Below are 21,117 nucleotides of genomic sequence, written 5' to 3' on the forward strand. Positions count from 1 at the left end.
GTTGACTGGGCCAAACGCAGACAAATGGGGAGACTTCATGCGCCGCCGGCCCACCACCGCCACCTTCGCCGCCCTCACCGCCCTCGCCGTGCTCACCGCCGCGTTCGCCACGGGCTGCGGCAGCGACGAGGACGACAAGCCCGACCCGCTGCGGGGCCAGCAGTGGGGTCTCGACGCGCTGAACATGCCGGACGCGTGGTCCAGGTCGAAGGGCGACGACACGGTCATCGCCGTCGTCGACACCGGCGCCGACCTCGACCACCCGGACCTCAAGGGGCGGCTCGTCGACGGCTACGACTTCGTCGACGACGACGACGAGCCCAAGGACCTCAACGGCCACGGCACGCACGTCTCCGGCATCGCCGCCGCCCACACCGACGACGGCATCGGGGTCGCGGGCGGCGCGCCCGGCGCCAAGATCATGCCGGTGCGGGTGCTCGGCGCCGACGGCAGCGGCACCGACGCGAACATCACCAAGGGCATCGTCTGGGCCGCCGACCACGGCGCCGACGTCATCAACCTCTCCCTGGGCGAGTCCGGCCTGATGGCCCGCCTCCTCAAGGGCGGCATCCTCAACCAGGCCATCACCCACGCCAACGGCAAGGGCGCGGTCGTCGTCGCCGCCGCGGGCAACGACTCCACCGCGCTGCAGCCGTACAAGGTCGACACCCCGGTCCTCGTCGTCAACGCCGCCGACCGGACCGGCGTCCCCGCCTCCTTCACCAACTTCGGCGCGCAGAACGCCGTGACGGCCCCCGGCGTCGACATCCTCTCCACGCTCCCCACGTACACGACGAAGGAGACCCTGAAGAACCTCTCGGGGTACGGAAAGCTCTCCGGTACGTCGATGGCCTCGCCGTACGTCTCCGCCGTGGCCGCGCTCCTGCACCAGCAGGGTCTGGCCCCGGACGCGATCATGCAGACCATCCGCGACACGGCGGCCAACCCGCAGAAGCTCGTCAAGCTCGGCCTCGGAAACGTCGACGCGGCGGCGGCGGTGAAGGCGGCACAGAACAAGTAGGCACGGCCGGCACCCGCCCCCGGCCCGACACCCGCCCGGCAACCGTGACGGCGGCCCGCTCCTGTGGGACGGTGGAGACATGCCCGTACCCGTGATCCTCGACTGTGATCCCGGTCACGACGACGCCTTCAACATCCTGCTGGCCGCCGCCCACCCCTCCGTCGACCTGCTCGCGATCACCACCGTCGCGGGCAACCAGTCGCTGGAGAAGACCACCCTCAACGCCCGCCGGGTGTGCGAGGCCGCCGGGATCCGGGGCGTGCCGATCGCGGCGGGCGCGGCGGGCCCGCTGCACGGCAAGCCGCGTATCGCCGAGAACATCCACGGCGGCTCGGGCCTGGACGGCCCGAACTGGGAATCGGGCCCGGGCGCGGGCTTCGGCCACGGCGAACCGACCGTCCCCCAGGACCCACGCGACGCGCTGACCCTCCTCCGGGACACCCTCACCGCCCACCCGGCCCCGGTCACCCTCGTCCCGACGGGCCCGCTGACGAACATCGCGACGCTGCTCCTCGCGTACCCGCGGCTGGCGGACCGCATCGAGCGGATCGTCCTGATGGGCGGCTCGGCGGAGCGCGGAAACACCACGCCCGCGGCCGAGTTCAACATCCTCTGCGACCCGGAGGCGGCCGACATCGTCTTCGGCTGCGGAGTGCCGGTGACGATGTTCGGCCTCAACGCCACCCACCAGGTAAGGGCCACCCCGGAGGTCCTGAGCCGGCTGGCGGCACTCGGCACCCCACTGAGCCGCCTCTGCGTGGAGCTGCTCACCTACTTCGCGTCGACCTACCGCGAGGTGTACGGCTTCGACACACCGCCGCTGCACGACCCGCTGACCGTGGCGCACCTCATCGACCCGTCGCTGGTCAGCCTGGTGCGGGCGGCGGTGCGGGTGGAGCTGACGGGGACGTGGACCCGCGGCGCGACGGTCGTCGACCTGGACGGGGTGACGGGCCTGCCACCCAACGCGGAGGTGGGGATGGAGGTCGACGCCGACGGCTTCTGGGACCTGATCGTGGAGGCGGTACGCGTACTGGGCAGCACCCGACCCACCCCCTGAGTTTCGGCCAACCTCGCACTTTCGCGTCGTGGGGAGGATTCGACCGGCGCAGAATGCGGCACGTTCACACGGGACTCTGGGGGGAGAGCCATGACGACCATGCCCGAACCGCCTACGCAGCCTCCGGCGCCGCAACCGGCTCCCGCCGACGATCCGCCTCGGCGCAGGCGCTTCTCCGACGCACCCGCATGGATCTCTGCCGCGACGGGCGTGGCCGGGCTGCTGCTGGGATTCCTCGGGTTGCCGGTGTTCGTGCACTCGCCTACGGCCACCCCCAAGACGGCGCCGACGGTGAGCGCGACCCCGCCTACCGTGGAGACCACGACAGCGAGTGCGTCGCCTACGCCTACGACGACTCCCCCTCCGTCACCCAGCACCACCCCGGCACCGACGGGAAAGCCGTCCGATGTCTACAAGATCCACATGGTCGACCTCACCGAGGACTACGGCTTCGCCCTCGACAAGCTGCGCCCCGTCAGCCGCGACGATCAGCGGGAGATCTACTGGTACTCAAGCCACCTCGAAACCGATTCGGCACAGTTCGTCCTCCTCGACCGAAAGGAATCGGGCAGCTACGAGACGTGCAGCACCGTCACCCGATTCACGAACGAGGTCAGCGTCTGGATGGACGTGGGCGCCCGCTTCTGCGTCATCGCACCTACGGGACTCATCGCCTTGGCCGAGCTGACCGGCGGCGGCCGTGACGCGGGCTTCGTCCGGCTCAAGCTGACCATCTGGCGCGGTACCTACTGAGGGGACTTCCGAAGGAAGCGCCCTAACCGCACTCATGGTGGGCCGGATCGACGACGACCCGGTCCAACAACCCTCGCAGCAGGACCTGTTCGGCCTCGGTCAGATCCCCGAACAGCTCGCGCTCCGCCGCGCTCACCGCCGAGTCGACCCGCTCCAGGGCCTCGGTACCGGCGGGCGTGATCTCCACGATGTGACGACGCCGGTCGGCCGGGTCGCGCCGCCGCTCGGCCAGCCCTTCGGATTCCAACTCATTGAGGATCGCCACGAGTTGGCTGGGGTCGACCTCCATCGCGGCGGCCAGCTCCCGCTGGCTCATGGCCCCCGGGGCGAGCTGCATCAACGTCATCGCGTTCCGCGGATGCAATCCCACGACACCCAGGGCGGCACGGAGGCGCGCACCGGTGAGCTCCCCCCGGAAGGAGAGGAGGAAGCCGAGGCGATCGGTCGGGAGAGCTGCCATGCCGTCCACGGTAACAGCGGCCCTATTGTGGAGCGAGATGAATCGTTGATACCGTTCAACGATTAAGCCACTCACACCATCGGAGCACCTCCATGTTCATCGGCTACGCCGCCGTCGCCGCACTGCTGGCCTTCGCACTCTCCGCCTCCGCCTTCCTGACCTTCGCGCGGAACCCGCAGATCACCGGCAACATGACCAAGCTCGGCGTGCCCGACTCCTGGCTCCCCTGGCTAGCGACGGCGAAGGCCGCAGGCGCGATCGGCCTCCTCGCAGGCCTCGCCGTGGCCCCACTCGGCATGGCGGCGGCGACCGGCGTGACCCTCTACATGGCCGGCGGCATCCTCACCCACCTGCGGGCGAAGGACTACGAGATCGCCCCGGTCGCCGTCCTCACCCTCCTGGCGACGGCCGCCCTGATCCTGCGCATAGCGTCCGCATAGCCGAGCGCCACCGAGACCGACGGCGTCTTCCCGCGCAGGTCCCGGCCACCCGGGCGGCACGCCGGTGGTCACCCATCCGCAACGGCGGGCCGGCACCCGACAACCACGCCGTCGACCACAACACCCTTCCCACTACTGCCGTTTACTCCTCCACTCCCGACGGCCGGCACAGAAGACTCCCGACGTGAACACCCTTCCACCCCCGAAGACCTCAGCCACGGAAAGCACGCCACGGCGGCGGGAAAGCCGAACGGCCGTCCGTCACGTATGCCTCCATCAGCCCCGTCCCGGCATCAGCCACGCTTCCTTACAAACGGCGAGCACCCCGAGACGGCCGCAGGCCGGGCACATCGCCCCGCCCACCGGGTGCCCGGCGGGCGGGAGGTACGGCGGGCCCCTTTACCTATAAAGACGGCGGAGCCCCGACTCGGCTCTCACCTGCGCGAACCTCAAGATCACCTTGCAGCTCTGCAGTCCGGTCATGCAGAAGTGAATAGAGGTTTACCAAAAACCCAACTAGATGATGCGTGGCTGCATAGCATGTCATTGCTGAATGAGAACCTCACGTCAGCGCAAGCGTCCTATTCACCCCTGGAGGTAGCCTGTGCGTGCGGCCCGGCGAGTCACGCGGCTCGAAACTGTCAACCGCAGCACTGGCGAGGTTCAAGACCTCACCGTGCACTCGTCGGTCCAGGCTGCCGCCGGCCTGTTCTTCCGAGGAGGAGGGTTCACCACCATGGGATACGACGCACACCAGGCCCTCGCCGACGCCCCCCTCAGCGTCTCGGCGTACAAGCTGTTCCACAAGATGAGCGCCCTGCAGAACCGCAAGGATCACGGCCTCGTCCGCGTCGAGAGCCAGGCCAAGTTCGCCGAGCAGTGCGGCATGTCCCAGCCTTCGGTGTCGCGCGGTCTCAGGCAGCTCGCGGAGAACGGCTTCATCTACCCCGACGGCCGTGACTGGCGCATCCGGGCCGACCTCCTGTTCAACGGCAACGGCGCCGCCCAGACGCAGGCCGTGCGGAACATCCCCGACGACGTTCCCGACCCGTACGCCGCCAACCGCCCCGCCGATCTCACCGTCATCAAGGGTGGCGACGACTCCGCCGGATAGGGCCTACTCACCGCTATTCGTCACCCTGACGTGAATCCTCGTCGAACCTAGCCCTAGTCAGCCTTAGTTGGCGGCTCCTCTGCGATGCTGGAGGTCGATCGAGAGGGGCCGCAGCGATGCAGTGGAAGATCCACGGTGAACGTCCGATCTACGAGAACAGCTGGGTGAACCTGTGGCTCACCGACGTCGAGACGCCGGACGGGAACCGCTGGGAGCACCACGTCGTCAAGCTCCGGCACCTGGCGGTGGCTGCCGTGGTCAACGAGCGGCGTGAGGTGCTGATGATGTGGCGGCACCGCTTCATCACGGACGCCTGGGCGTGGGAGCTGCCCATGGGTCTGGTCGAGGAGGGGGAGACGCCGGCTGACGCGGCGGCCCGTGAGGTGTTGGAAGAGACCGGCTGGCGCCCCGGCCCGATCAAGCCGCTGATCTACGCCGAGCCTGCCAACGGCATCACCGACTCTCAACACCACATCTTCCGGGCCGATGGGGCGACGTACGAGGGTCCGCCGACCGAGAAGAACGAGTCGGACCGCATCGAGTGGATCCCCCTGGCCGATGTGCGGGGCATGATCGACCGACGCGAGATCGTCAGCAGCGGCTCCCTCGTCGGGCTGCTGTACGTACTCATGGACGAGTCGATCCGCTGACCTGTCGGGGGAGTATTTCCCGAAGCCGGGACTCGAACGCCATGGCGACCGGTTCCCGACGGTAGGGCTCCAGCTGTTCGTAGAACTCCCTGAGGTGGCCGGCGACTCGTTGCGAGCTGACGGCCGCCGCCGGGGCCAGTGCGCCATGGCGGTGTGGCACGCCTCGTCGAGCTTGCCACGCTGGAGCTGAGTGCGGGCGAGCCAGAAGGCAACCCGCGGCCAACTGCGCTTCGGCGGGGGTGGGTTCCTCCGGGAGTTCTCGTGGGGTGACGGTCAGGTTCCGAGGCGTCTCCCACGAGCGCCGCGCCAGGCCGAGCATGTGGCCGGGGATGCGCAGTCCATCAGAGATCCGCTCGATCACGTCCATGTGCAGCAGCTGCCGCCGCCCCGCGATCACCTCGCCGACACGGCTGGGGGTGAGGTCGCAGCGGCGCGCGATCATCGACGGGTAGATACCTGCTCGCGCTTTGACCAGCTGAAAGACGCGGCCGAAGTCTCTGACCTGGCATGCCCCGATCATCACCGGGTCCGTGAGCAGGCTGACCGGGAGTTCCTTCGAGCTGGGTGGCTCGGGCATCGGGCACGCTCCGGCGTGAGGGCTACGGATCGCTGCTCTTGGTCAACCGAGGGCGATGTTACCCACGTTGGGTAATCCGCTTGGCCTTTCTGGCCAAGCATGCGGATCGCGATGCTCCTTGCCATGGCGAACGGACAGAACGACGTACGGATGACGCTGCGAGTCTCACGCGACTCCGGCCGAACGTGGGGGCCTCTCATCGAGGTCCGCGTGGGGAACGACCCGGTGCTCCCGGACAACCCTGTCGGCTTCCCTTGGTGCGCGTGCCGTCGGTGCGCGGACCGGAACTCCGCCGGCTCTCTGTCGCTGGTGTCCTGATGCGGTGCAGGCACTGGCGCCGGGTGCCCCTGGACCTGGCGCGGGAAGCGCGGGAGAGGTCGGCCGCCGAGTGCGTCGACAGGGCTGTGCAGTGCCAGTTGTCCGCGCACGACGACGGTGAGCACTACGGCCTCCTCGACGATCTCGGCGAGTACGGGACCGCTTTGTGGCTCCGCTGGCAGAAGAGGACCGAAGTGGGCCTGGTCATGCTGTCGGATTGCCCGGTGGTCGCCCCGGGTCCTGACGGTGAGGGCTGCTGTCTGTTCGCCGACCACCCCGAGCTGCACACCTGGGAAGACACCCTGGAGGAGGTCTCGTGCCACAACTGATCACGAGCCCGGACGATGGCACGTTCCTCGTCGCCCGCCCCGACCCTCATGACGGAATGCAGACCCGGCGGGTGCGGCCCGGTCCTTGCCGCCGTCGTCGAGGACCGCATCGTGGGCGCGATCGGTCCCATGGAGGTGCGCACCGATGCCAGGGGACGCCCTCAGCTCATGCCCCAGTACTTCGCCGTCCTGCCCGAGGTCCGAGGACAAGGCCTGGGCCGCGTACTGTGGCGGGCGGCGATGCACTGGGGCCAGTCCCACGGCGCCGCCTACCAGCTCCTCCAGACCGAGCTCGACGGCCCCTCCGACCGGCTGTGCCAGGCCGAAGGATTGGCCTCCCTCGGCTTCAGCCACACCACATGGGCCTGAGAGGCGCATGCCGAAGGCCCCGCCCACCGACCCCCGTGCGGTGAGCGGGGCCTTCGGAGACCACGCGGACTTAGGTAGGGACGCTCCCTTCCGGAGAAGGGTTGCGCCCTACCCGAGGAGGGTTACTCCTCGTCGGAGCCCTCGCCCTCCAGGTCGCCTTCCGTCTCCAGGAAGACCTGGCGCAGGGCGGCCAGGGTCTCCGGGTCCGGCTTCTCCCACATGCCGCGGGACTCGGCTTCGAGGAGGCGTTCCGCGATGCCGTGCAGGGCCCAGGGGTTGGCTTCCTTCAGGAAGGCCTGGTTGTCCGCGTCCAGGACGTACTCCTGGGTGAGCTTGTCGTACATCCAGTCGGCGACCACGCCCGTCGTGGCGTCGTAGCCGAAGAGGTAGTCGACCGTCGCCGCGAGTTCGAACGCGCCCTTGTAGCCGTGGCGGCGCATCGCCTCGATCCAGCGCGGGTTGACCACGCGGGCCCGGAAGACCCGGGAGGTCTCCTCGACCAGCGTGCGGGTGCGGACCGTCTCCGGGCGGGTGGAGTCGCCGATGTACGCCTCGGGGGCCGTGCCCTTCAGCGCGCGGACGGTCGCCACCATGCCGCCGTGGTACTGGAAGTAGTCGTCGGAGTCCGCGATGTCGTGCTCACGGGTGTCCGTGTTCTTCGCCGCGACCGCGATCCGCTTGTAGGCGGTCTCCATCTCCTCGCGGGCCGGACGGCCTTCGAGACCGCGGCCGTAGGCGTAGCCGCCCCAGACCGTGTAGACCTCCGCGAGGTCGGCGTCCGTGCGCCAGTCGCGGCTGTCGATCAGCTGGAGGATGCCCGCGCCGTACGTACCGGGGCGGGAGCCGAAGATACGGGTCGTGGCGCGCCGCTCGTCGCCGTGCTCGGCCAGGTCGGCCTGCGCGTGCGCCCGGACGTAGTTGTCCGAGGCCGGCTCGTCGAGGCCCGCGACCAGGCGTACGGCATCGTCGAGGAGACCGATGACGTGCGGGAACGCGTCGCGGAAGAAACCGGAGATGCGGAGGGTGACGTCCACGCGGGGGCGGCCGAGCTCGGCGAGCGGGATCGGCTCCAGGCCGTTCACACGGCGCGAGGCGTCGTCCCAGAGCGGGCGGACGCCGAGCAGGGCGAGCGCCTCGGCCACGTCGTCGCCGGCGGTCCGCATCGCGCTCGTCCCCCACAGGGAGAGGCCCACCGAGGTCGGCCACTCGCCGTTGTCGGTGCGGTAGCGCTCCAGGAGCGAGTCGGCGAGGGCCTGGCCCGTCTCCCACGCGAGGCGGGACGGCACGGCCTTCGGGTCGACCGAGTAGAAGTTGCGGCCCGTCGGCAGGACGTTGACCAGACCGCGCAGCGGGGAGCCGGACGGGCCCGCGGGGACGAAGCCGCCGTTCAGGGCGTGCACGGCGTGGGTCAGCTCGTCGGTGGTCGCGGCGAGGCGCGGCACGACCTGCTCGCAGGCGAAGCGGAGGACGTCCGCCACCTCGGGGCCGTGGGCGGCGGCGACCGTCGGGACCGCGTCCACCGACCAGCCCGCGGCCTCCATCGCCTCGACCAGCTCGCGCGCCGTCGCCTCCGCCTCGTCGGCGGTCGTCCGGGTCGCGGCCGACTCGTCGAGACCCAGGGCCTCGCGGAGGCCGAGGAGTGCCTGCGTACCGCCCCAGATCTGGCGGGCGCGGAGGATCGAGAGGACCAGGTTGACCCGGGCCTCGCCCTCCGGGGCGCCGCCGAGGACGTGCAGGCCGTCGCGGATCTGGGCGTCCTTGACCTCGCACAGCCAGCCGTCGACGTGCAGCAGGAAGTCGTCGAAGCCGTCGTCCTCCGGACGGTCCTGGAGCCCCAGGTCGTGGTCGAGCTTGGCCGCCTGGATCAGCGTCCAGATCTGCGCGCGGATCGAAGGCAGCTTGGACGGGTCCATGGACGAGATCTGCGCGTACTCGTCGAGGAGCTGCTCCAGGCGTGCGATGTCGCCGTAGGACTCGGCGCGCGCCATCGGCGGCACCAGGTGGTCGACGAGGGTCGCGTGGACGCGCCGCTTGGCCTGCGTGCCCTCGCCCGGGTCGTTGACGAGGAAGGGGTAGACGAGAGGGATGTCGCCGAGGGCCGCGTCCGGGCCGCAGGCGGCGGACAGGCCGGCGTTCTTGCCGGGCAGCCACTCCAGGTTGCCGTGCTTGCCCAGGTGGACCATGGCGTCGGCGCCGAAGCCGCCGTCCTCGGCACGGGCGGCGATCCAGCGGTAGGCGGCCAGGTAGTGGTGGGACGGCGGCAGATCGGGGTCGTGGTAGATCGCGATCGGGTTCTCGCCGAAGCCGCGCGGCGGCTGGATGAGGATCAGCAGGTTCCCGCGGCGCAGGGCGGCGAGGACGATGTCGCCCTCCGGGTTGCGGGAGCGGTCCAGGAACATCTCGCCCGGGGCCGGGCCCCAGTGCTCCTCGACGTCCGACCGCAGCTCGGCGGGGAGTTCGGCGTACCAGCGCTTGTAGTCGGCGGCCGGGATGCGGACCGGGTTCCGGGCGAGCTGCTCCTCGGTGAGCCAGTCCTGGTCGTGGCCGCCGGCCTCGATGAGGGCGTAGATCAGCTCGTCGCCGTCGCCGGAGACCAGGCCCGGGAGGTCCTCGATCGGACCGAAGTCGTACCCCTCGGCGATCAGCCGGCGCAGGAGGGCCACGGCGGAGGCCGGGGTGTCCAGGCCCACCGCGTTGCCGATGCGGGAGTGCTTCGTCGGGTACGCGGAGAGGACGAGCGCCAGCTTCTTCTCGGCGTTCGGGATGTGCCGCAGGCGCGCGTGACGGACCGCGATCCCGGCGACGCGGGCGGCGCGCTCGGCGTCCGCGACGTACGCGGGCAGGCCGTCCGCGTCGATCTCCTTGAAGGAGAACGGGACGGTGATGAGCCGGCCGTCGAACTCGGGCACGGCGACCTGGCTGGCCGCGTCCAGCGGCGACAGGCCCTCGTCGTTCTCCTCCCAGTTCTCCCGCGAACCGGTCAGGCACAGCGCCTGGAGGATCGGCACGTCGAGCGCGGCGAGCGCGCCCGCGTCCCAGGCCTCCTCGTCGCCGCCGGCCTGCGCCTCGGCGGGCTTGGTGCCGCCCGCCGCGAGGACGGTGGTGACGATCGCGTCGGCGGTACGGAGCCGGTCGAGCAGCTCGGGCTCGGGGGCCCGCAGGGACGCCACGTACAGCGGGAGCGCCCGCGCGCCCGCGTCCTCGACCGCCGAGCAGAGGGTGTCCACGAAGGCGGTGTTCCCGCTCATGTGGTGGGCGCGGTAGTAGAGCACCGCGATCGTCGGGCCGTCCGTCGGCCGGGCCGTGCGCTCCAGCGGGCCCCAGGTGGGGGCGGCGGCCGGGGCCTCGAAGCCGTGGCCGGTGAGGAGGACGGTGTCGGAGAGGAAGCGGGCCAGCTGCTCCAGGTTCGCGGGGCCGCCGTGCGCGAGGTAGGCGTGCGCCTCGGTGGCGACGCCGACGGGGACGGTCGACGTCTCCATCAGCTGCGCGTCGGGGGCCTGTTCGCCGCTGAGCACGACGACCGGCTTCCCGGTGGCGCGGATCGCGTCGATCCCCTCCTCCCAGGAGCGGATGCCGCCCAGGAGGCGGACGACGACGAGGTCGACGCCGTCGAGGAGGCCGGGAAGCTCGGCGAGGGGCCGCCGGGAGGGGTTGGCGAAGCGGTACTCCACCGGGCCGCCGGTTCCGGCGGAGGCGGCGTTCGCCGCGCGGGCGCTGAGCAGGTCGGTGTCGGAGTGCGACAGCAGCAGAAGCATGGCGAGCGCAGGCCCTTCCTCGGGGTTGTCCGCGCCCCGGGTGGTCGTGTGGACGGCGGGAGTTCCTGACTCACCCGTACCGTCGCCGGTACGGGCTCACAGTGGCGGGACCGCGCCGGATTCTCACCGGGCTTCCTCCCCGGGGTCCTGGGACCCCATGCCGATCTGCATCCTAGATCGTGGCGTCGGCGGCACGGGGCGGGCCGTGGAGTCGGCCGGATCACACTCGGTGGCGGCCTGGTTCCCCGTGGGTATGCTCGCCGCCATGCCGCCCACCCCACCCTCGACTCCCGAACGGGACGAAGCGCGCAAGCGGGACCGTGGCGACGCCTGCCCCGGGGCGCTGCGCCTGCACGCCGCCGACGACGGCCGGCTGGCCCGACTGCGGCTGCCCGCAGGACGCTTGACGGCACATCAGGTCGAGACGCTGGCGGCCGCCGCGGAGACCCTCGGCGACGGACGGATCAGCCTCACCTCCCGGGGGAACGCGGAGCTGCGCGGCCTCGCGGAGGAGTGCGGGGCGGAGCTCGCCGCGCTGCTCGCGGAGGCGGGCCTGCTGCCCTCCCCCACGCACGAGCGCGTGCGCAACATCGTGGCCTCCCCCGCCGCGGGCCTCGACGGACTCGGCGGCCCCGAGGTCCAGTTGTGGGCCCGCGAGCTGGACGCCCTGCTCTGCGCCGAGCCCTGGGCAGCGGCGCTTTCCGGCCGTTTCCTCTTCGTCCTCGACGACGGCCGCGCCGACGTGGCGGGCCTCGGCGGCGATGTGACCTTGGTCGCAGTGGAGCCGAGCACCGCGCCGGACCCGGGTGCCGCGCAGGAGCCGAGCGTCACGCAGGAGCCGGGCGCCGCGCGCCTGTACGTCGGTGGGCGGGCCTGGCGGGTCGCCGGAGCCGACGCGCCCCGCGCCGCGCTCGCCGCCGCCGAGGCCTTCCTCGACGCCGCCCGCACGGCCGGGACCGGCGCCTGGCGGGTGCGGGAGCTGCCCGAGGGGTGCGCCCCTGACGTGGCGGGCGCGCTCGACCGCGCGGGGATCGCGGCGGAGCCCGTAACGGCGGCCGACTCACTGCTGGTCTACGGCCCACCGCTCACCCCCGGGCCCCTCGGCCCCACCTCCCTGTACGTCCTCGCGCCCCTCGGCCGCCTCACCGCCGCCCAGCTGCGCGCGCTGCTGCCCGCGGAGGAGGTACGGCTGACGCCGTGGCGCGGCGCGGTCGTCGTCGGAGCGGGGCCGTCCGAGGACCGGCTCGCCGCCCTCGACTCCCACGGGCTGATCACCCACCCCGTCTCCCCCTGGGCCGGCGTCAGCGCCTGCACGGGGCGGCCGGGCTGCGCCAAGTCCCTCGCGGACGTCCGCGCGGACGCGGCCCCGGGTTCCACGCGGGGCCTCCCCGTCCACTACTCCGGGTGTGAGCGCCGCTGCGGGCACCCGCACGGCACCTGGGTCGACGTCGTCGCCACCGCCGACGGCGCCTATCTGGTGGACGGCGCCCCCACCCCCCGTACCGCCCTGCCCGACGCAGTGACCACGGCCCGCACGACGAGATGAGCGAGAGCAACAGGATGTTCGACTACGAGAAGGACGGGGCGGAGATCTACCGCCGGTCCTTTGCCACGATCCGCGCCGAGGCGGACCTCGCGGGCCTGCCCGCCGACGTCGCCCAGGTGGCGGTCCGGATGATCCACGCCTGCGGCATGACCGACCTCGTCCAGGACATCGCGTACTCGCCCCAGGTCGTCGCGAACGCCCGCGAGGCCCTGCGCGCCGGCGCCCCGATCCTCTGCGACGCCCAGATGGTCGCCAGCGGCGTCACCCGCAAGCGGCTGCCCGCCGACAACGAGGTGCTCTGCGCGCTCTCCGACCCGGCCGTGCCGGGCCTCGCCGCCGAACTCGGCACCACCCGCTCCGCCGCCGCGCTCGAACTGTGGCGGGACCGCCTCGAAGGCTCCGTCGTCGCCATCGGCAACGCCCCCACCGCCCTCTTCCACCTCCTGGAGATGATCGCGAAGGGCGCGGGGAAGCCCGCCGCCGTCCTCGGCATACCGGTCGGCTTCATCGGCGCCGCCGAGTCCAAGGACGCGCTGGCCGAGAACGTCCTCGACCTCGACTACCTGGTCGTACGGGGCCGGCGCGGCGGCAGCGCCATGACGGCCGCCGCGATCAACGCGATCGCTCACGAAGCGGAGATCCAGGCATGAGCACCGCGCACACGACCGGCAAGCTGTACGGGGTCGGGCTCGGCCCCGGCGACCCGAACCTCATGACGGTCGCGGCGGTCAAGGCCATCGCCGCCGCCGACGTCGTCGCCTACCACTCGGCCCGCCACGGCCGCTCGATCGCGCGCTCCATCGCCGCCGAGCACATCCGCGAGGACCACGTCGAGGAGCGGCTGATGTACCCGCTCACCGTCGAGACCACGGACCACCCCGGCGGCTACCGGGGCGCGTTGAACGACTTCTACGAGGAGGCCGCGGCCCGCCTCGCCGCGCACCTCGACGCCGGCCGCACGGTCGCCGTCCTCGCCGAGGGCGACCCGCTCTTCTACGGCTCGTACCAGCACATGCACAAGCGGCTCGCGGACCGCTACGACACGACCGTCATCCCCGGCGTCACCTCGGTGAGCGCCGCCGCCGCCCGGCTCGGCGAGCCGCTGTGCGAGGCGGAGGAGGTCCTCACGATCATCCCCGGCACCCTGCCGGAGGACGAGCTGACGGCCCGTCTCGCGGGCACCGACTCGGCGGTCGTGATGAAGCTCGGCCGCACCTTCCCCACCGTGAAGCGCGCCCTGGAGCGGGCGGGCCGCCTCGACGACGCCCGGTACGTGGAGCGGGCGTTCATGTCGGGCGAGCGGACGGGCACCCTGTCCGAGATCGACCCCGAGTCGGTCCCGTACTTCTCGGTCGCCGTCCTGCCCTCCCGTATCGACCAGGAGCCTCCCGTGCGGGAGCGGGGCGAGGTCGTCGTCGTCGGCACCGGACCGGCCGGCGCGCCCTGGCTGACGCCCGAGTCGCGCGGCGCGCTCGTCAACGCCGACGTCCTCGTCGGCTACACCACCTACCTGGACCGGGTGCCCGAGCTGCGGCCCGGGCAGATCCGGCACGGCTCCGACAACAAGGTCGAGTCGGAGCGCGCCGAGTTCGCGCTCGACCTGGCCCGGCGCGGCCGGAAGGTCGCGGTCGTCTCCGGCGGCGACCCGGGCGTCTTCGCCATGGCCACCGCCGTCCTGGAGGTCGCCTGCGAACCGGAGTACGCGGACGTGCCCGTACGGGTCCTCCCCGGCGTGACCGCCGCCAACGCGGCGGCGGCAGCGGCGGGCGCCCCCCTCGGCCACGACTACGCCACGATCTCCCTCTCGGACCGCCTCAAGCCCTGGGACGTCATCGAGGCCCGGCTGCGCGCCGCCGCCGGCGCCGACCTGGTCATCGCCCTCTACAACCCGGGCTCCAAGTCCCGTACGCACCAGGTCGCCGCGGCCCGCGACCTCCTCCTCGAACTGCGCGCCCCGGAGACCCCGGTGGTCGTCGCCCGCGACGTGGGCGGCCCGGAGCAGTCGGTCCGCGTCCTGACCCTGAAGACCCTGGACCCGTCCGAGGTCGACATGCGCACCCTGCTCCTCGTCGGCTCCTCGCAGACGCGGGCGGTCGAGCGGGCGGACGGCCGGACGATCGCCTGGACGCCGCGCCGGTACGGCTGAATCAGCCGGTCCTGGTGAAGGTACCGAGACCCTCCTGGTCCAGGTACTCGACGCGGACGGTCTTCCCGTCCGGGGAGAACGTGACGCCGGTCGGGCCGACGGCGTTCTCCCCGCGCGTCGGGAAGCTGAACGTGTCGCCGTCGTAGTGCGTGAGCCGGTACGTCTGGGGCTCCGGCCCCAGACGCAGGACCAGACCGCCGTTCTCCTCGGCCACCGTCAGCCGGCCGTAGTAGTCGTTGGCGTACGTGCCGGTGTAGGCGCCGGCGGCCTTCGCGGGGGTGGCGTCGGCGGGTGTCTTCGCGAAGTCCGTGGTGGACTTCCCGGCGTCCGCCTCCTGCTCGTAGAGCGCGTTGACGAGCGGCAGCCAGTCCCTGCTGGGCTCGCCGGTCTGAGCGACGTCGAAGAAGTCGAGAGCGACGGCGTCCGCGACACCGGCCGGCGCCCCGTTGGTGAGGACGACGATCCCGAGCTGCTCGCCCGGCAGCATCGTGACGTTGGTGTGCGCGCCGAGTGCGAACGCGCCGGTGTGCGAGAGGCGCAGCCTGCCCTCGTCGTCGTACGACACGTTCCAGCCGAGGCCGTAGAAGCCGGTGCGGCCGGCCGGTGCGCGGGGCGGTGAGGCGACGGCCTCGGGGTGGTGGGTGAGGGTCAGGGCGTCCTCGGCGACGATCCGGCGGCCGTCGAGCTCGCCGTTCGCCAGCTGGAGCCGCAGCCAGACCGCCATGTCGCGGGCCGAGGAGCTGACGCCGCCGGCCGGTGACTGGGCGTCGGGGTCGCGGACGTACCGCGGCTTCCAGGTCCCGTCGGGCATCTTGACGTGGCCGTGGGCCCGGTCGGGGTTGGCGGCGAAGTCCTCGAAGCGGGAGCTGGTGTCGTTCATCCCGGCGGGCTTGTAGAGGGTGTCCTCGGCGAGCTTCTCCCAGGGCACGTTCTTCTCGGCGGCGACGGCCTCGGCGGCCGCCGTCAGACCGAAGTTGGTGTACGCGTAGCTCGCGCGGAACGGTGCGAGGGACTCGTACCGCAGATGGGACAGGATGTACTCCTGGTCGTAGCCGAGGTCCTCCAGGAGGTCGCCCGCGTGGTCGGGCAGGCCGCTGCGGTGCGAGAACAGGTCGGCGACCGTCACATGGGAGCTCACCCACGGGTCCTTCAGCCGGAACTCGGGCAGTTCGGGGGCGACGGGCCGCTGCCATCCCTCGACGCCGACGGCCCCGGCGACGATCGTGGACGCGATCGGCTTCGACACCGAGGCGAGCTGGAAGACCGTGTCGGCGTCGACACGGGCCGCCTTGCCGACCTCACGGACCCCGTATCCCTTGACAACGACGACCTTGTCCTCGTACACGACGGCGACGGAGACCCCGGGGACACCGGTGCGCTTCATCAGGTCCGTGACGGTGGCGTCGAGCCGACCGACCGCGCGATCCACGTCCGCCTTGTCGAGCACGGGGGGCGGTTGCGGCGGCGGCGGTTCAGGGGTGGGCGAGGGGCTCGGCGCGGCGCCCAGGAGCGCCACGAGCCCCGCTGTGACCAGCCAGCGGACCGTACTCACCCCTCCATTGAACGCCGCGCCGAATCCCCTGTCGCGCGGAAGGAACCCGCCGGTAGAGTGCGCCTCCGGCGGAACACCGGCCCCACCCGCACCGCCCTTCCCCCACGCATCATCTGTCTTCCCGCAGGTCCGGAAAGGGCCCCACTCTTCGTGATCACTCGTACCCGACTGAGCGCGCTGGCCACCACGGCCGCCCTCGTCGCATCCGGCGGCCTGCTGACCGCCACCCCGGCCTCCGCGGCCGTCACCTGCGCGTCCCCGCTGTGGAAGGCGGACTACTACGCCAACACCACCCTCACGGGCACGCCCAAGCTGACCACCTGCGACAGCGTCATCGCCGAGAACTACGGCCTCGGCGACCCGGCCGTCACCACGCTGCCCAAGGACAACTTCGGCGTCCGCTGGACCCTCAGCCGCGACTTCGGCTCCGGCGGCCCCTTCACGTTCACCGCGGAAGCCCAGGACGGCATCCGCGTCAGCCTCGACGGCGTCCGCAAGATCGACCTCTGGAAGAACAACTCCACCACCCAGAAGAAGACGGTCGACCTCACGATCCCGTCCGGCCGCCACACGATCGTCGTGCACTACGCGACCTGGACGGGCGCGGCGAACGTCAAGGTCGCCTACACGCCCCGCACTTCGGCGACGGTCGACAAGGTGCGGCCGCTCGCACCGGCCGGGTTCACCGTCGCGTACGACAAGACCCTCAACAAGGTCACCGCACGCTGGACGGCCAACAAGGAGATGGACCTCGCCGGTTACCGCGTCTACCGGCGCCTCACCGGCACCACCGCCTGGTCCCGCGTCGGCGGCACGACGACCCCGCTCACCACGACCACCTTCACCAACAGCCCCCCGCCGACGGGTCAGGCGTACGCGTACGAGATCCGCGCCGTGGACAAGGCGGGCAACGAGTCCATCGGCACCGTCGACCTGCCGATCACGTCCGTGGACCGTACGGCTCCGGGCGCGCCGACCGGCCTGAAGGCCGAGGTGTACAGCGGCCCGCGCATCGCGCTTGCCTGGACCGCGCCCTCCGCCACGGACGTGGCGTCGTACCGCGTCTACGCCGACGGCGTCCTCGTCGACACGGTCACCGACACCCAGTACAAGGACCACTGGGTCGATTTGGCCACGACGTACCGGTTCACCGTCAGGGCCGTGGACCGCGCGGGCAACGTCTCCGCCGCCGCGGCGGTCTCGCTCACGACCGAAGGCGACCGCGTCGCCCCGGCGCCGATCACCGGCATGAAGGCGACCCCGCGCGAGGACGGCGTTTTCCTGGAATGGACGCCGAACCGGGAGCCCGACGTCAAGCACGTCCAGGTCTACAAGGCCGTCCAGGAAGTGGACGGCGACGGCAACCCGTTCTGGAGCGCCCACCTCGTCGAGTACCTGGGGCCCGACGATTCCTCCTTCCTACACGGGAGCGATGTGGACGGCGAGACGGTGATCTACGCCGTGATCGCGGTCGACAAGTGGAACAACATGCTCGCCGTCAGCGACCCGGCCGTGAACTGGGTCGAGGTCACCGAACTCGGCACGCCCGAGGCCCCGTAGCCCTAGGCGGGCAGCGCCATCGCCCAGGCGGCGGCCTCCTCCGGGGTCGCCGCCGTGGGTACGCCCTCCGGAACCGGGGGGCGGTGGACCACCACGACCGGGATGCCCGCCTCGCGGGCCGCGGTCAGTTTCGGGGCCGTCGCCGCGCCGCCGCTGTCCTTCGTCACCAGGACGTCGATCCGGCGGCGGGCGAGGAGGTCGCGCTCGCCGTCCAGGGTGAAGGGGCCCCGGTCGAGGAGGATCTCGGTGCGGGCCGGCATCGGGGCGTCCGGGGCGTCGACCGAGCGGACCAGGAACCACTCCGGGCGGCCCGCGAAGGCCGCAAGGCCCATGCGGCCCGTCGTCAGGAAGACCCGGTCGCCGAGGCCGTCCAGGGCGCCGGCCGCCGCGTCGAGGGACGGCACGGACACCCAGCGGTCCCCGTCCACCGGGACCCAGCCGGGACGCCGCAGCGCCAGCAGGGGAACATGGGCGGTGGCGGCCGCCCGGGCCGCGTTGAAGCTGATCCGCTCGGCGAAGGGATGGGTGGCGTCGATGACCGCGTCCACGGCGTGCTCGCGCACCCACGCCACCAGTCCGTCGACCCCGCCGAAACCGCCGATCCGCACCTCGCCGGCCGGCAGCCGGGGGCTCGCCACCCGCCCCGCGAGGGAGCTGGTCACGCGGACCGTCCCATGGAGCAGCCCCGCGAGCGCGCGGGCCTCGGTGGTCCCGCCGAGAATGAGTATGTGCACAGGAGCCTCTTCGTGACGTCGGGCGGCGGGCGCGAGGCCCAACTCAAGCACACCGGTCTGCGCCCCGGGTGGACGACCGGTGCCTGTGCGACGGCGGCGACGACCGCCGCGTACACCGCGCTCCTCACCGGTGACTTCCCGGACCCGGTGACGATCACGCTGCCGAAGGGCCAGACCCCGGCGTTCGCGCTGACGGCCGAGTCGCTGGAGGGCGCCACCGCCATGGCCGCCGTGGTCAAGGACGCCGGCGACGACCCCGACGTCACCCACGGCGCCGTGATCCGCTCGACGGTACGGCTCCTGCCGCCCGGCTCCGGCGTCGTCTTCCGGGCGGGCGAGGGCGTCGGCACGGTCACCCTCCCCGGCCTCCCCCTCGACGTGGGCGAGCCGGCGATCAACCCCGTGCCCCGGAAGCTCATGCGGGAGCACGTCGCGGCGGTCGCCGCCGCGCACGGCGCCCCCGGCGACGTAGAGATCACCGTCTCCGTCGACAACGGCGCCGAGATCGCCCGCTCCACCTGGAACCCCCGGATCGGCATCCTCGGCGGCCTGTCGATCCTCGGCACGACCGGCGTTGTCGTCCCGTACTCCTGCTCGGCCTGGATCGACTCCATCCGCCGCGGCGTGGACGTGGCCCGCGCGGGCGGCCTCACGCACGTCGCCGGGTGTACGGGCTCCACCTCCGAGCGGACGGTCGGGGAGATCTACGACCTGCCGGAGATCGCCCTCCTCGACATGGGCGACTTCGCCGGCGCGGTCCTCAAGTACATCCGCCGCCACCCCGTGGACCGGCTCACGATCTGCGGCGGCTTCGCCAAGCTCTCCAAGCTGGCCGCGGGCCATCTGGACCTGCACTCGGCCCGCTCACAGGTCGACAAGGGCTTCCTCGCGGACCTGGCCCGCACGGGAGGCGCGTCCGAGGCCCTCGCGGAGGAGATCGCCGGCGCGAACACGGGCCTCGCCGCCCTCCGCCTCTGCGAGGCCGCCGACGTCCCCCTGGGCGACCTGGTCGCCGCCCGTGCCCGCGACGAGGCCCTCGCGGTGCTGCGGGGCGCGCCGGTCGCGGTGGACGTGATCTGCATCGACCGCGCGGGGACGGTCGTGGGGCGGTCGGAGGCCGCGGGCCCGGGGACGCCAGGGTCGGGGACGGCCGGGCCGGGGACGGCCGGGCCGGGGGCGTGATCGGGCGCCGTCGGCGCGCGTAATCCGGGCGACAGTCACCCCGGTCGGCCCGCAGAATGCCCGGATGCCCGACTTCCTCCACAAGCCCACCCTCACCGGCGACCTCGTCGTCCTCCGCCCCGTCACGGCGGACGACGTACCCGCGCTGCTGCCGCTCTTCGACGACCCGGAGATCGCCCGGCTGACCGGGAGCCACACGCGCTTCGACGAACCGGCGCTGCGCCGGTGGTACGGCTCCCGGGGTGCCCAGGACGACCGGCTCGACCTCGCCGTCGTCGAGCGGGCGACGGGCCGGGTCGTCGGCGAGGTCGTCCTCAACGAGTGGGACGAGCAGAACGAGAGCTGCTCCTTCCGCACCGTCTTCGTCCCGGACGCGGTCGGCCGGGGCCTCGGCACGGAGGCGACCCGCCTGATCGTCGGCCACGGCTTCGAGGCGCTCGGCCTCTACCGCATCCACCTGGAGGTGTACGCCTTCAACCCCCGCGCCCGCCGCGCCTACGAGAAGGCCGGCTTCACGGCGGAGGGCGTCCTGCGGGGCGCGCTCCTGTGGGAGGGCGAGCGGGTGGACGCGACGGTGATGTCGGTCCTGGCGCCGGAGTGGAGCGCCGGCCGGGCGTGAGCCCGGATGCGGCGCCCCACGTCGCGAGCAACGGCTACGCGACCGGGTAGCCGATCTCCGCGACGTCCTCGGCCAGGTCGGCGAGCCCCACGTCCGGGTTGAGGGCCGCCACGACCTCCGCCGTCAGCGGGCGCAGTGCCAGGACGTGGCGTACGGCCTCCAGGTCGACCTTCGTCTCGTAGTAGTCCGAGGCCCACTCCGCGTACGCCTCCGCCGAGCGGTCCACGAGCAGGTGGAGCAGACGGCCGGAGCCGTCCGGGTCCTCGCGGTCGTCGCCCGCGTCGGGGAACTCGACCCGGCCGGTGTGCCAGGCGCTGTCCGAGGTCTCGCGCCACAGGCAGGCGGTGGTCACGTGCACCCCGTCCTCGTCCGTGAAGGCGGGCTCCGTCAGGTACTCCCGGAAGGCCTCCGGCACCCCGTCGAGCACGCCCGGCCAGGTCTGCCCGTCCGCGAGCTCCCCGAACGGGCTCAGCATCGACTCGTGCGCGAACACGCGGGCGAACGCCCCCGCCGACGAGAGGACGATCGTGTACTCGTCGCCCTGGCCGTCCTTCATCGACGCCAGCTGCTCGCTCTCCGACCAGTGCGCGTCGAAGGAGTAGTACCGGCTCTCCCACTCCGGGCAGAGCACGGCCTCCAGCATCGCGAGCCCTCGGGAGTGGTCGCGCAGTTCCTCGATGCCCGGCAGCGCCCGGGCGACGTCGTAGACGGTCACGGGTCCATTCAAGACCGTGGCACCGACATGCGGGCCCCCGGCCCCGAACCTAGGCTCGACAGCGCAGGAACCCCCACCGGAAAGGGAGGCATCCCCATGGCGAAGCGCGGCAACAAGAAGCGGGCCCGCAAGAAGAAGAAGGCGAACCACGGCAAGCGGCCGAACGCCTGAGCGGAACACGCGGCGGGGCCCCGGGGATCGGACTCCCCGGGGCCCC

Annotated in this window: 20 protein-coding genes, 1 pseudogene and 1 riboswitch; of the genes and pseudogenes, 15 read left to right on the plus strand and 6 right to left on the minus strand. The window is 72.1% G+C overall.

Going from position 1 to position 21,117, the window contains the following annotated elements; translation table 11 throughout:
- Window positions 1–37: 37 nt before the first annotated feature.
- From SGA01_RS37175 to SGA01_RS37185, 3 genes are all read left to right on the plus strand, one after another.
- A complete protein-coding gene (locus tag SGA01_RS37175; RefSeq protein ID WP_141302528.1) occupies window positions 38–1,021 on the plus strand; it encodes a S8 family serine peptidase in 984 nt (327 codons plus the stop codon).
- Between the two features lie 79 nt (window positions 1,022–1,100).
- Complete coding sequence (locus SGA01_RS37180) at window positions 1,101–2,081, plus strand: nucleoside hydrolase (protein ID WP_141302530.1); 981 nt, start codon at window positions 1,101–1,103, stop codon at window positions 2,079–2,081.
- A gap of 423 nt (window positions 2,082–2,504) precedes the next feature.
- Entirely contained in the window at window positions 2,505–2,834 is a 330-nt protein-coding gene (locus SGA01_RS37185; RefSeq protein WP_141302532.1) for a hypothetical protein, read from the plus strand.
- A 22-nt stretch (window positions 2,835–2,856) separates the two neighbouring features.
- Here the strand turns inward: SGA01_RS37185 and SGA01_RS37190 are convergent, their stop codons facing one another.
- Window positions 2,857–3,294 carry a MarR family winged helix-turn-helix transcriptional regulator gene (locus SGA01_RS37190; protein WP_229918489.1) on the minus strand — a complete coding sequence of 146 codons (438 nt, stop codon included), beginning with the start codon at window positions 3,292–3,294 and terminating at the stop codon, window positions 2,857–2,859.
- Window positions 3,295–3,386: 92 nt separating this feature from the next.
- Between SGA01_RS37190 and SGA01_RS37195 the strand changes: the two genes are divergently transcribed.
- From SGA01_RS37195 to SGA01_RS37205, 3 genes are all read left to right on the plus strand, one after another.
- On the plus strand, window positions 3,387–3,734 hold the full coding sequence (locus tag SGA01_RS37195; protein WP_141302536.1) for a DoxX family protein: 348 nt from the start codon (window positions 3,387–3,389) through the stop codon (window positions 3,732–3,734).
- 736 nt (window positions 3,735–4,470) lie between these two features.
- Complete coding sequence (locus tag SGA01_RS37200) at window positions 4,471–4,848, plus strand: helix-turn-helix domain-containing protein (protein WP_141302538.1); 378 nt, start codon at window positions 4,471–4,473, stop codon at window positions 4,846–4,848.
- A 116-nt stretch (window positions 4,849–4,964) separates the two neighbouring features.
- Window positions 4,965–5,498: an NUDIX hydrolase gene (locus tag SGA01_RS37205; RefSeq protein WP_141302540.1), complete on the plus strand. Its 534-nt coding sequence runs from the start codon at window positions 4,965–4,967 to the stop codon at window positions 5,496–5,498.
- Here the strand turns inward: SGA01_RS37205 and SGA01_RS37210 are convergent.
- The gene (locus SGA01_RS37210) at window positions 5,476–6,075 is read right to left on the minus strand and encodes a hypothetical protein (protein WP_308699085.1); all 600 of its coding nucleotides are present in this window, start codon (window positions 6,073–6,075) and stop codon (window positions 5,476–5,478) included. The genes SGA01_RS37205 and SGA01_RS37210 overlap by 23 nt on opposite strands.
- 317 nt (window positions 6,076–6,392) lie before the next feature.
- Here SGA01_RS37210 and SGA01_RS37220 point away from each other — a divergent pair, with 317 nt between their 5' ends.
- Window positions 6,393–6,722 carry a hypothetical protein gene (locus SGA01_RS37220; RefSeq protein WP_141302542.1) on the plus strand — a complete coding sequence of 110 codons (330 nt, stop codon included), beginning with the start codon at window positions 6,393–6,395 and terminating at the stop codon, window positions 6,720–6,722.
- A gap of 66 nt (window positions 6,723–6,788) precedes the next feature.
- Window positions 6,789–7,091 (plus strand): annotated as a pseudogene (locus SGA01_RS37225) (GNAT family N-acetyltransferase); the annotation flags it as partial.
- Between the two features lie 122 nt (window positions 7,092–7,213).
- Here the strand turns inward: SGA01_RS37225 and cobN are convergent.
- Window positions 7,214–10,846: a cobaltochelatase subunit CobN gene (cobN, locus tag SGA01_RS37230; RefSeq protein WP_141302546.1), complete on the minus strand. Its 3,633-nt coding sequence runs from the start codon at window positions 10,844–10,846 to the stop codon at window positions 7,214–7,216.
- Between the two features lie 41 nt (window positions 10,847–10,887).
- Window positions 10,888–11,022: riboswitch (cobalamin riboswitch) on the minus strand.
- A 77-nt stretch (window positions 11,023–11,099) separates the two neighbouring features.
- On the opposite strand from cobN, the gene SGA01_RS37235 reads away from it, so the two are divergent.
- Genes SGA01_RS37235 through cobJ form a run of 3 tightly spaced genes read left to right on the plus strand, consistent with a single transcriptional unit; the run spans window position 11,100 to window position 14,538 of the window.
- Window positions 11,100–12,392 carry a ferredoxin-like domain-containing protein gene (locus tag SGA01_RS37235; protein ID WP_141302566.1) on the plus strand — a complete coding sequence of 431 codons (1,293 nt, stop codon included), beginning with the start codon at window positions 11,100–11,102 and terminating at the stop codon, window positions 12,390–12,392.
- Window positions 12,393–12,406: 14 nt separating this feature from the next.
- On the plus strand, window positions 12,407–13,042 hold the full coding sequence (locus tag SGA01_RS37240) for a precorrin-8X methylmutase (RefSeq protein WP_055642570.1): 636 nt from the start codon (window positions 12,407–12,409) through the stop codon (window positions 13,040–13,042).
- Entirely contained in the window at window positions 13,039–14,538 is a 1,500-nt protein-coding gene (gene cobJ / locus SGA01_RS37245) for a precorrin-3B C(17)-methyltransferase (RefSeq protein WP_141302548.1), read from the plus strand. The genes SGA01_RS37240 and cobJ overlap by 4 nt, the downstream gene beginning before the upstream one ends.
- A gap of 1 nt (window position 14,539) precedes the next feature.
- Here the strand turns inward: cobJ and SGA01_RS37250 are convergent, their stop codons facing one another.
- On the minus strand, window positions 14,540–16,090 hold the full coding sequence (locus tag SGA01_RS37250) for a serine hydrolase (protein WP_141302550.1): 1,551 nt from the start codon (window positions 16,088–16,090) through the stop codon (window positions 14,540–14,542).
- A 150-nt stretch (window positions 16,091–16,240) separates the two neighbouring features.
- Between SGA01_RS37250 and SGA01_RS37255 the strand changes: the two genes are divergently transcribed.
- Window positions 16,241–17,650, plus strand: coding sequence for a fibronectin type III domain-containing protein (locus SGA01_RS37255; protein ID WP_167534271.1), 1,410 nt, complete (start codon window positions 16,241–16,243; stop codon window positions 17,648–17,650).
- Between the two features lie 2 nt (window positions 17,651–17,652).
- Here the strand turns inward: SGA01_RS37255 and SGA01_RS37260 are convergent, their stop codons facing one another.
- A complete protein-coding gene (locus SGA01_RS37260) occupies window positions 17,653–18,384 on the minus strand; it encodes a cobalt-precorrin-6A reductase (protein WP_141302554.1) in 732 nt (243 codons plus the stop codon).
- A 12-nt stretch (window positions 18,385–18,396) separates the two neighbouring features.
- On the opposite strand from SGA01_RS37260, the gene SGA01_RS37265 reads away from it, so the two are divergent.
- Both SGA01_RS37265 and SGA01_RS37270 read left to right on the plus strand, forming a co-directional pair.
- Window positions 18,397–19,566 carry a cobalt-precorrin-5B (C(1))-methyltransferase gene (locus SGA01_RS37265; RefSeq protein WP_141302568.1) on the plus strand — a complete coding sequence of 390 codons (1,170 nt, stop codon included), beginning with the start codon at window positions 18,397–18,399 and terminating at the stop codon, window positions 19,564–19,566.
- A 64-nt stretch (window positions 19,567–19,630) separates the two neighbouring features.
- Window positions 19,631–20,185: a GNAT family N-acetyltransferase gene (locus tag SGA01_RS37270; protein ID WP_141302556.1), complete on the plus strand. Its 555-nt coding sequence runs from the start codon at window positions 19,631–19,633 to the stop codon at window positions 20,183–20,185.
- Between the two features lie 34 nt (window positions 20,186–20,219).
- Here SGA01_RS37270 and SGA01_RS37275 read toward each other — a convergent pair whose 3' ends face one another.
- On the minus strand, window positions 20,220–20,900 hold the full coding sequence (locus SGA01_RS37275; protein WP_229918488.1) for a hypothetical protein: 681 nt from the start codon (window positions 20,898–20,900) through the stop codon (window positions 20,220–20,222).
- 96 nt (window positions 20,901–20,996) lie between these two features.
- On the opposite strand from SGA01_RS37275, the gene SGA01_RS43010 reads away from it, so the two are divergent.
- Entirely contained in the window at window positions 20,997–21,071 is a 75-nt protein-coding gene (locus SGA01_RS43010; protein WP_099895366.1) for a 50S ribosomal protein bL37, read from the plus strand.
- The last annotated feature ends 46 nt before the right edge of the window (window positions 21,072–21,117 follow it).

Origin of the sequence: Streptomyces gardneri, assembly GCF_006539185.1 — a bacterium.
Taxonomy (GTDB): domain Bacteria; phylum Actinomycetota; class Actinomycetes; order Streptomycetales; family Streptomycetaceae; genus Streptomyces; species Streptomyces gardneri.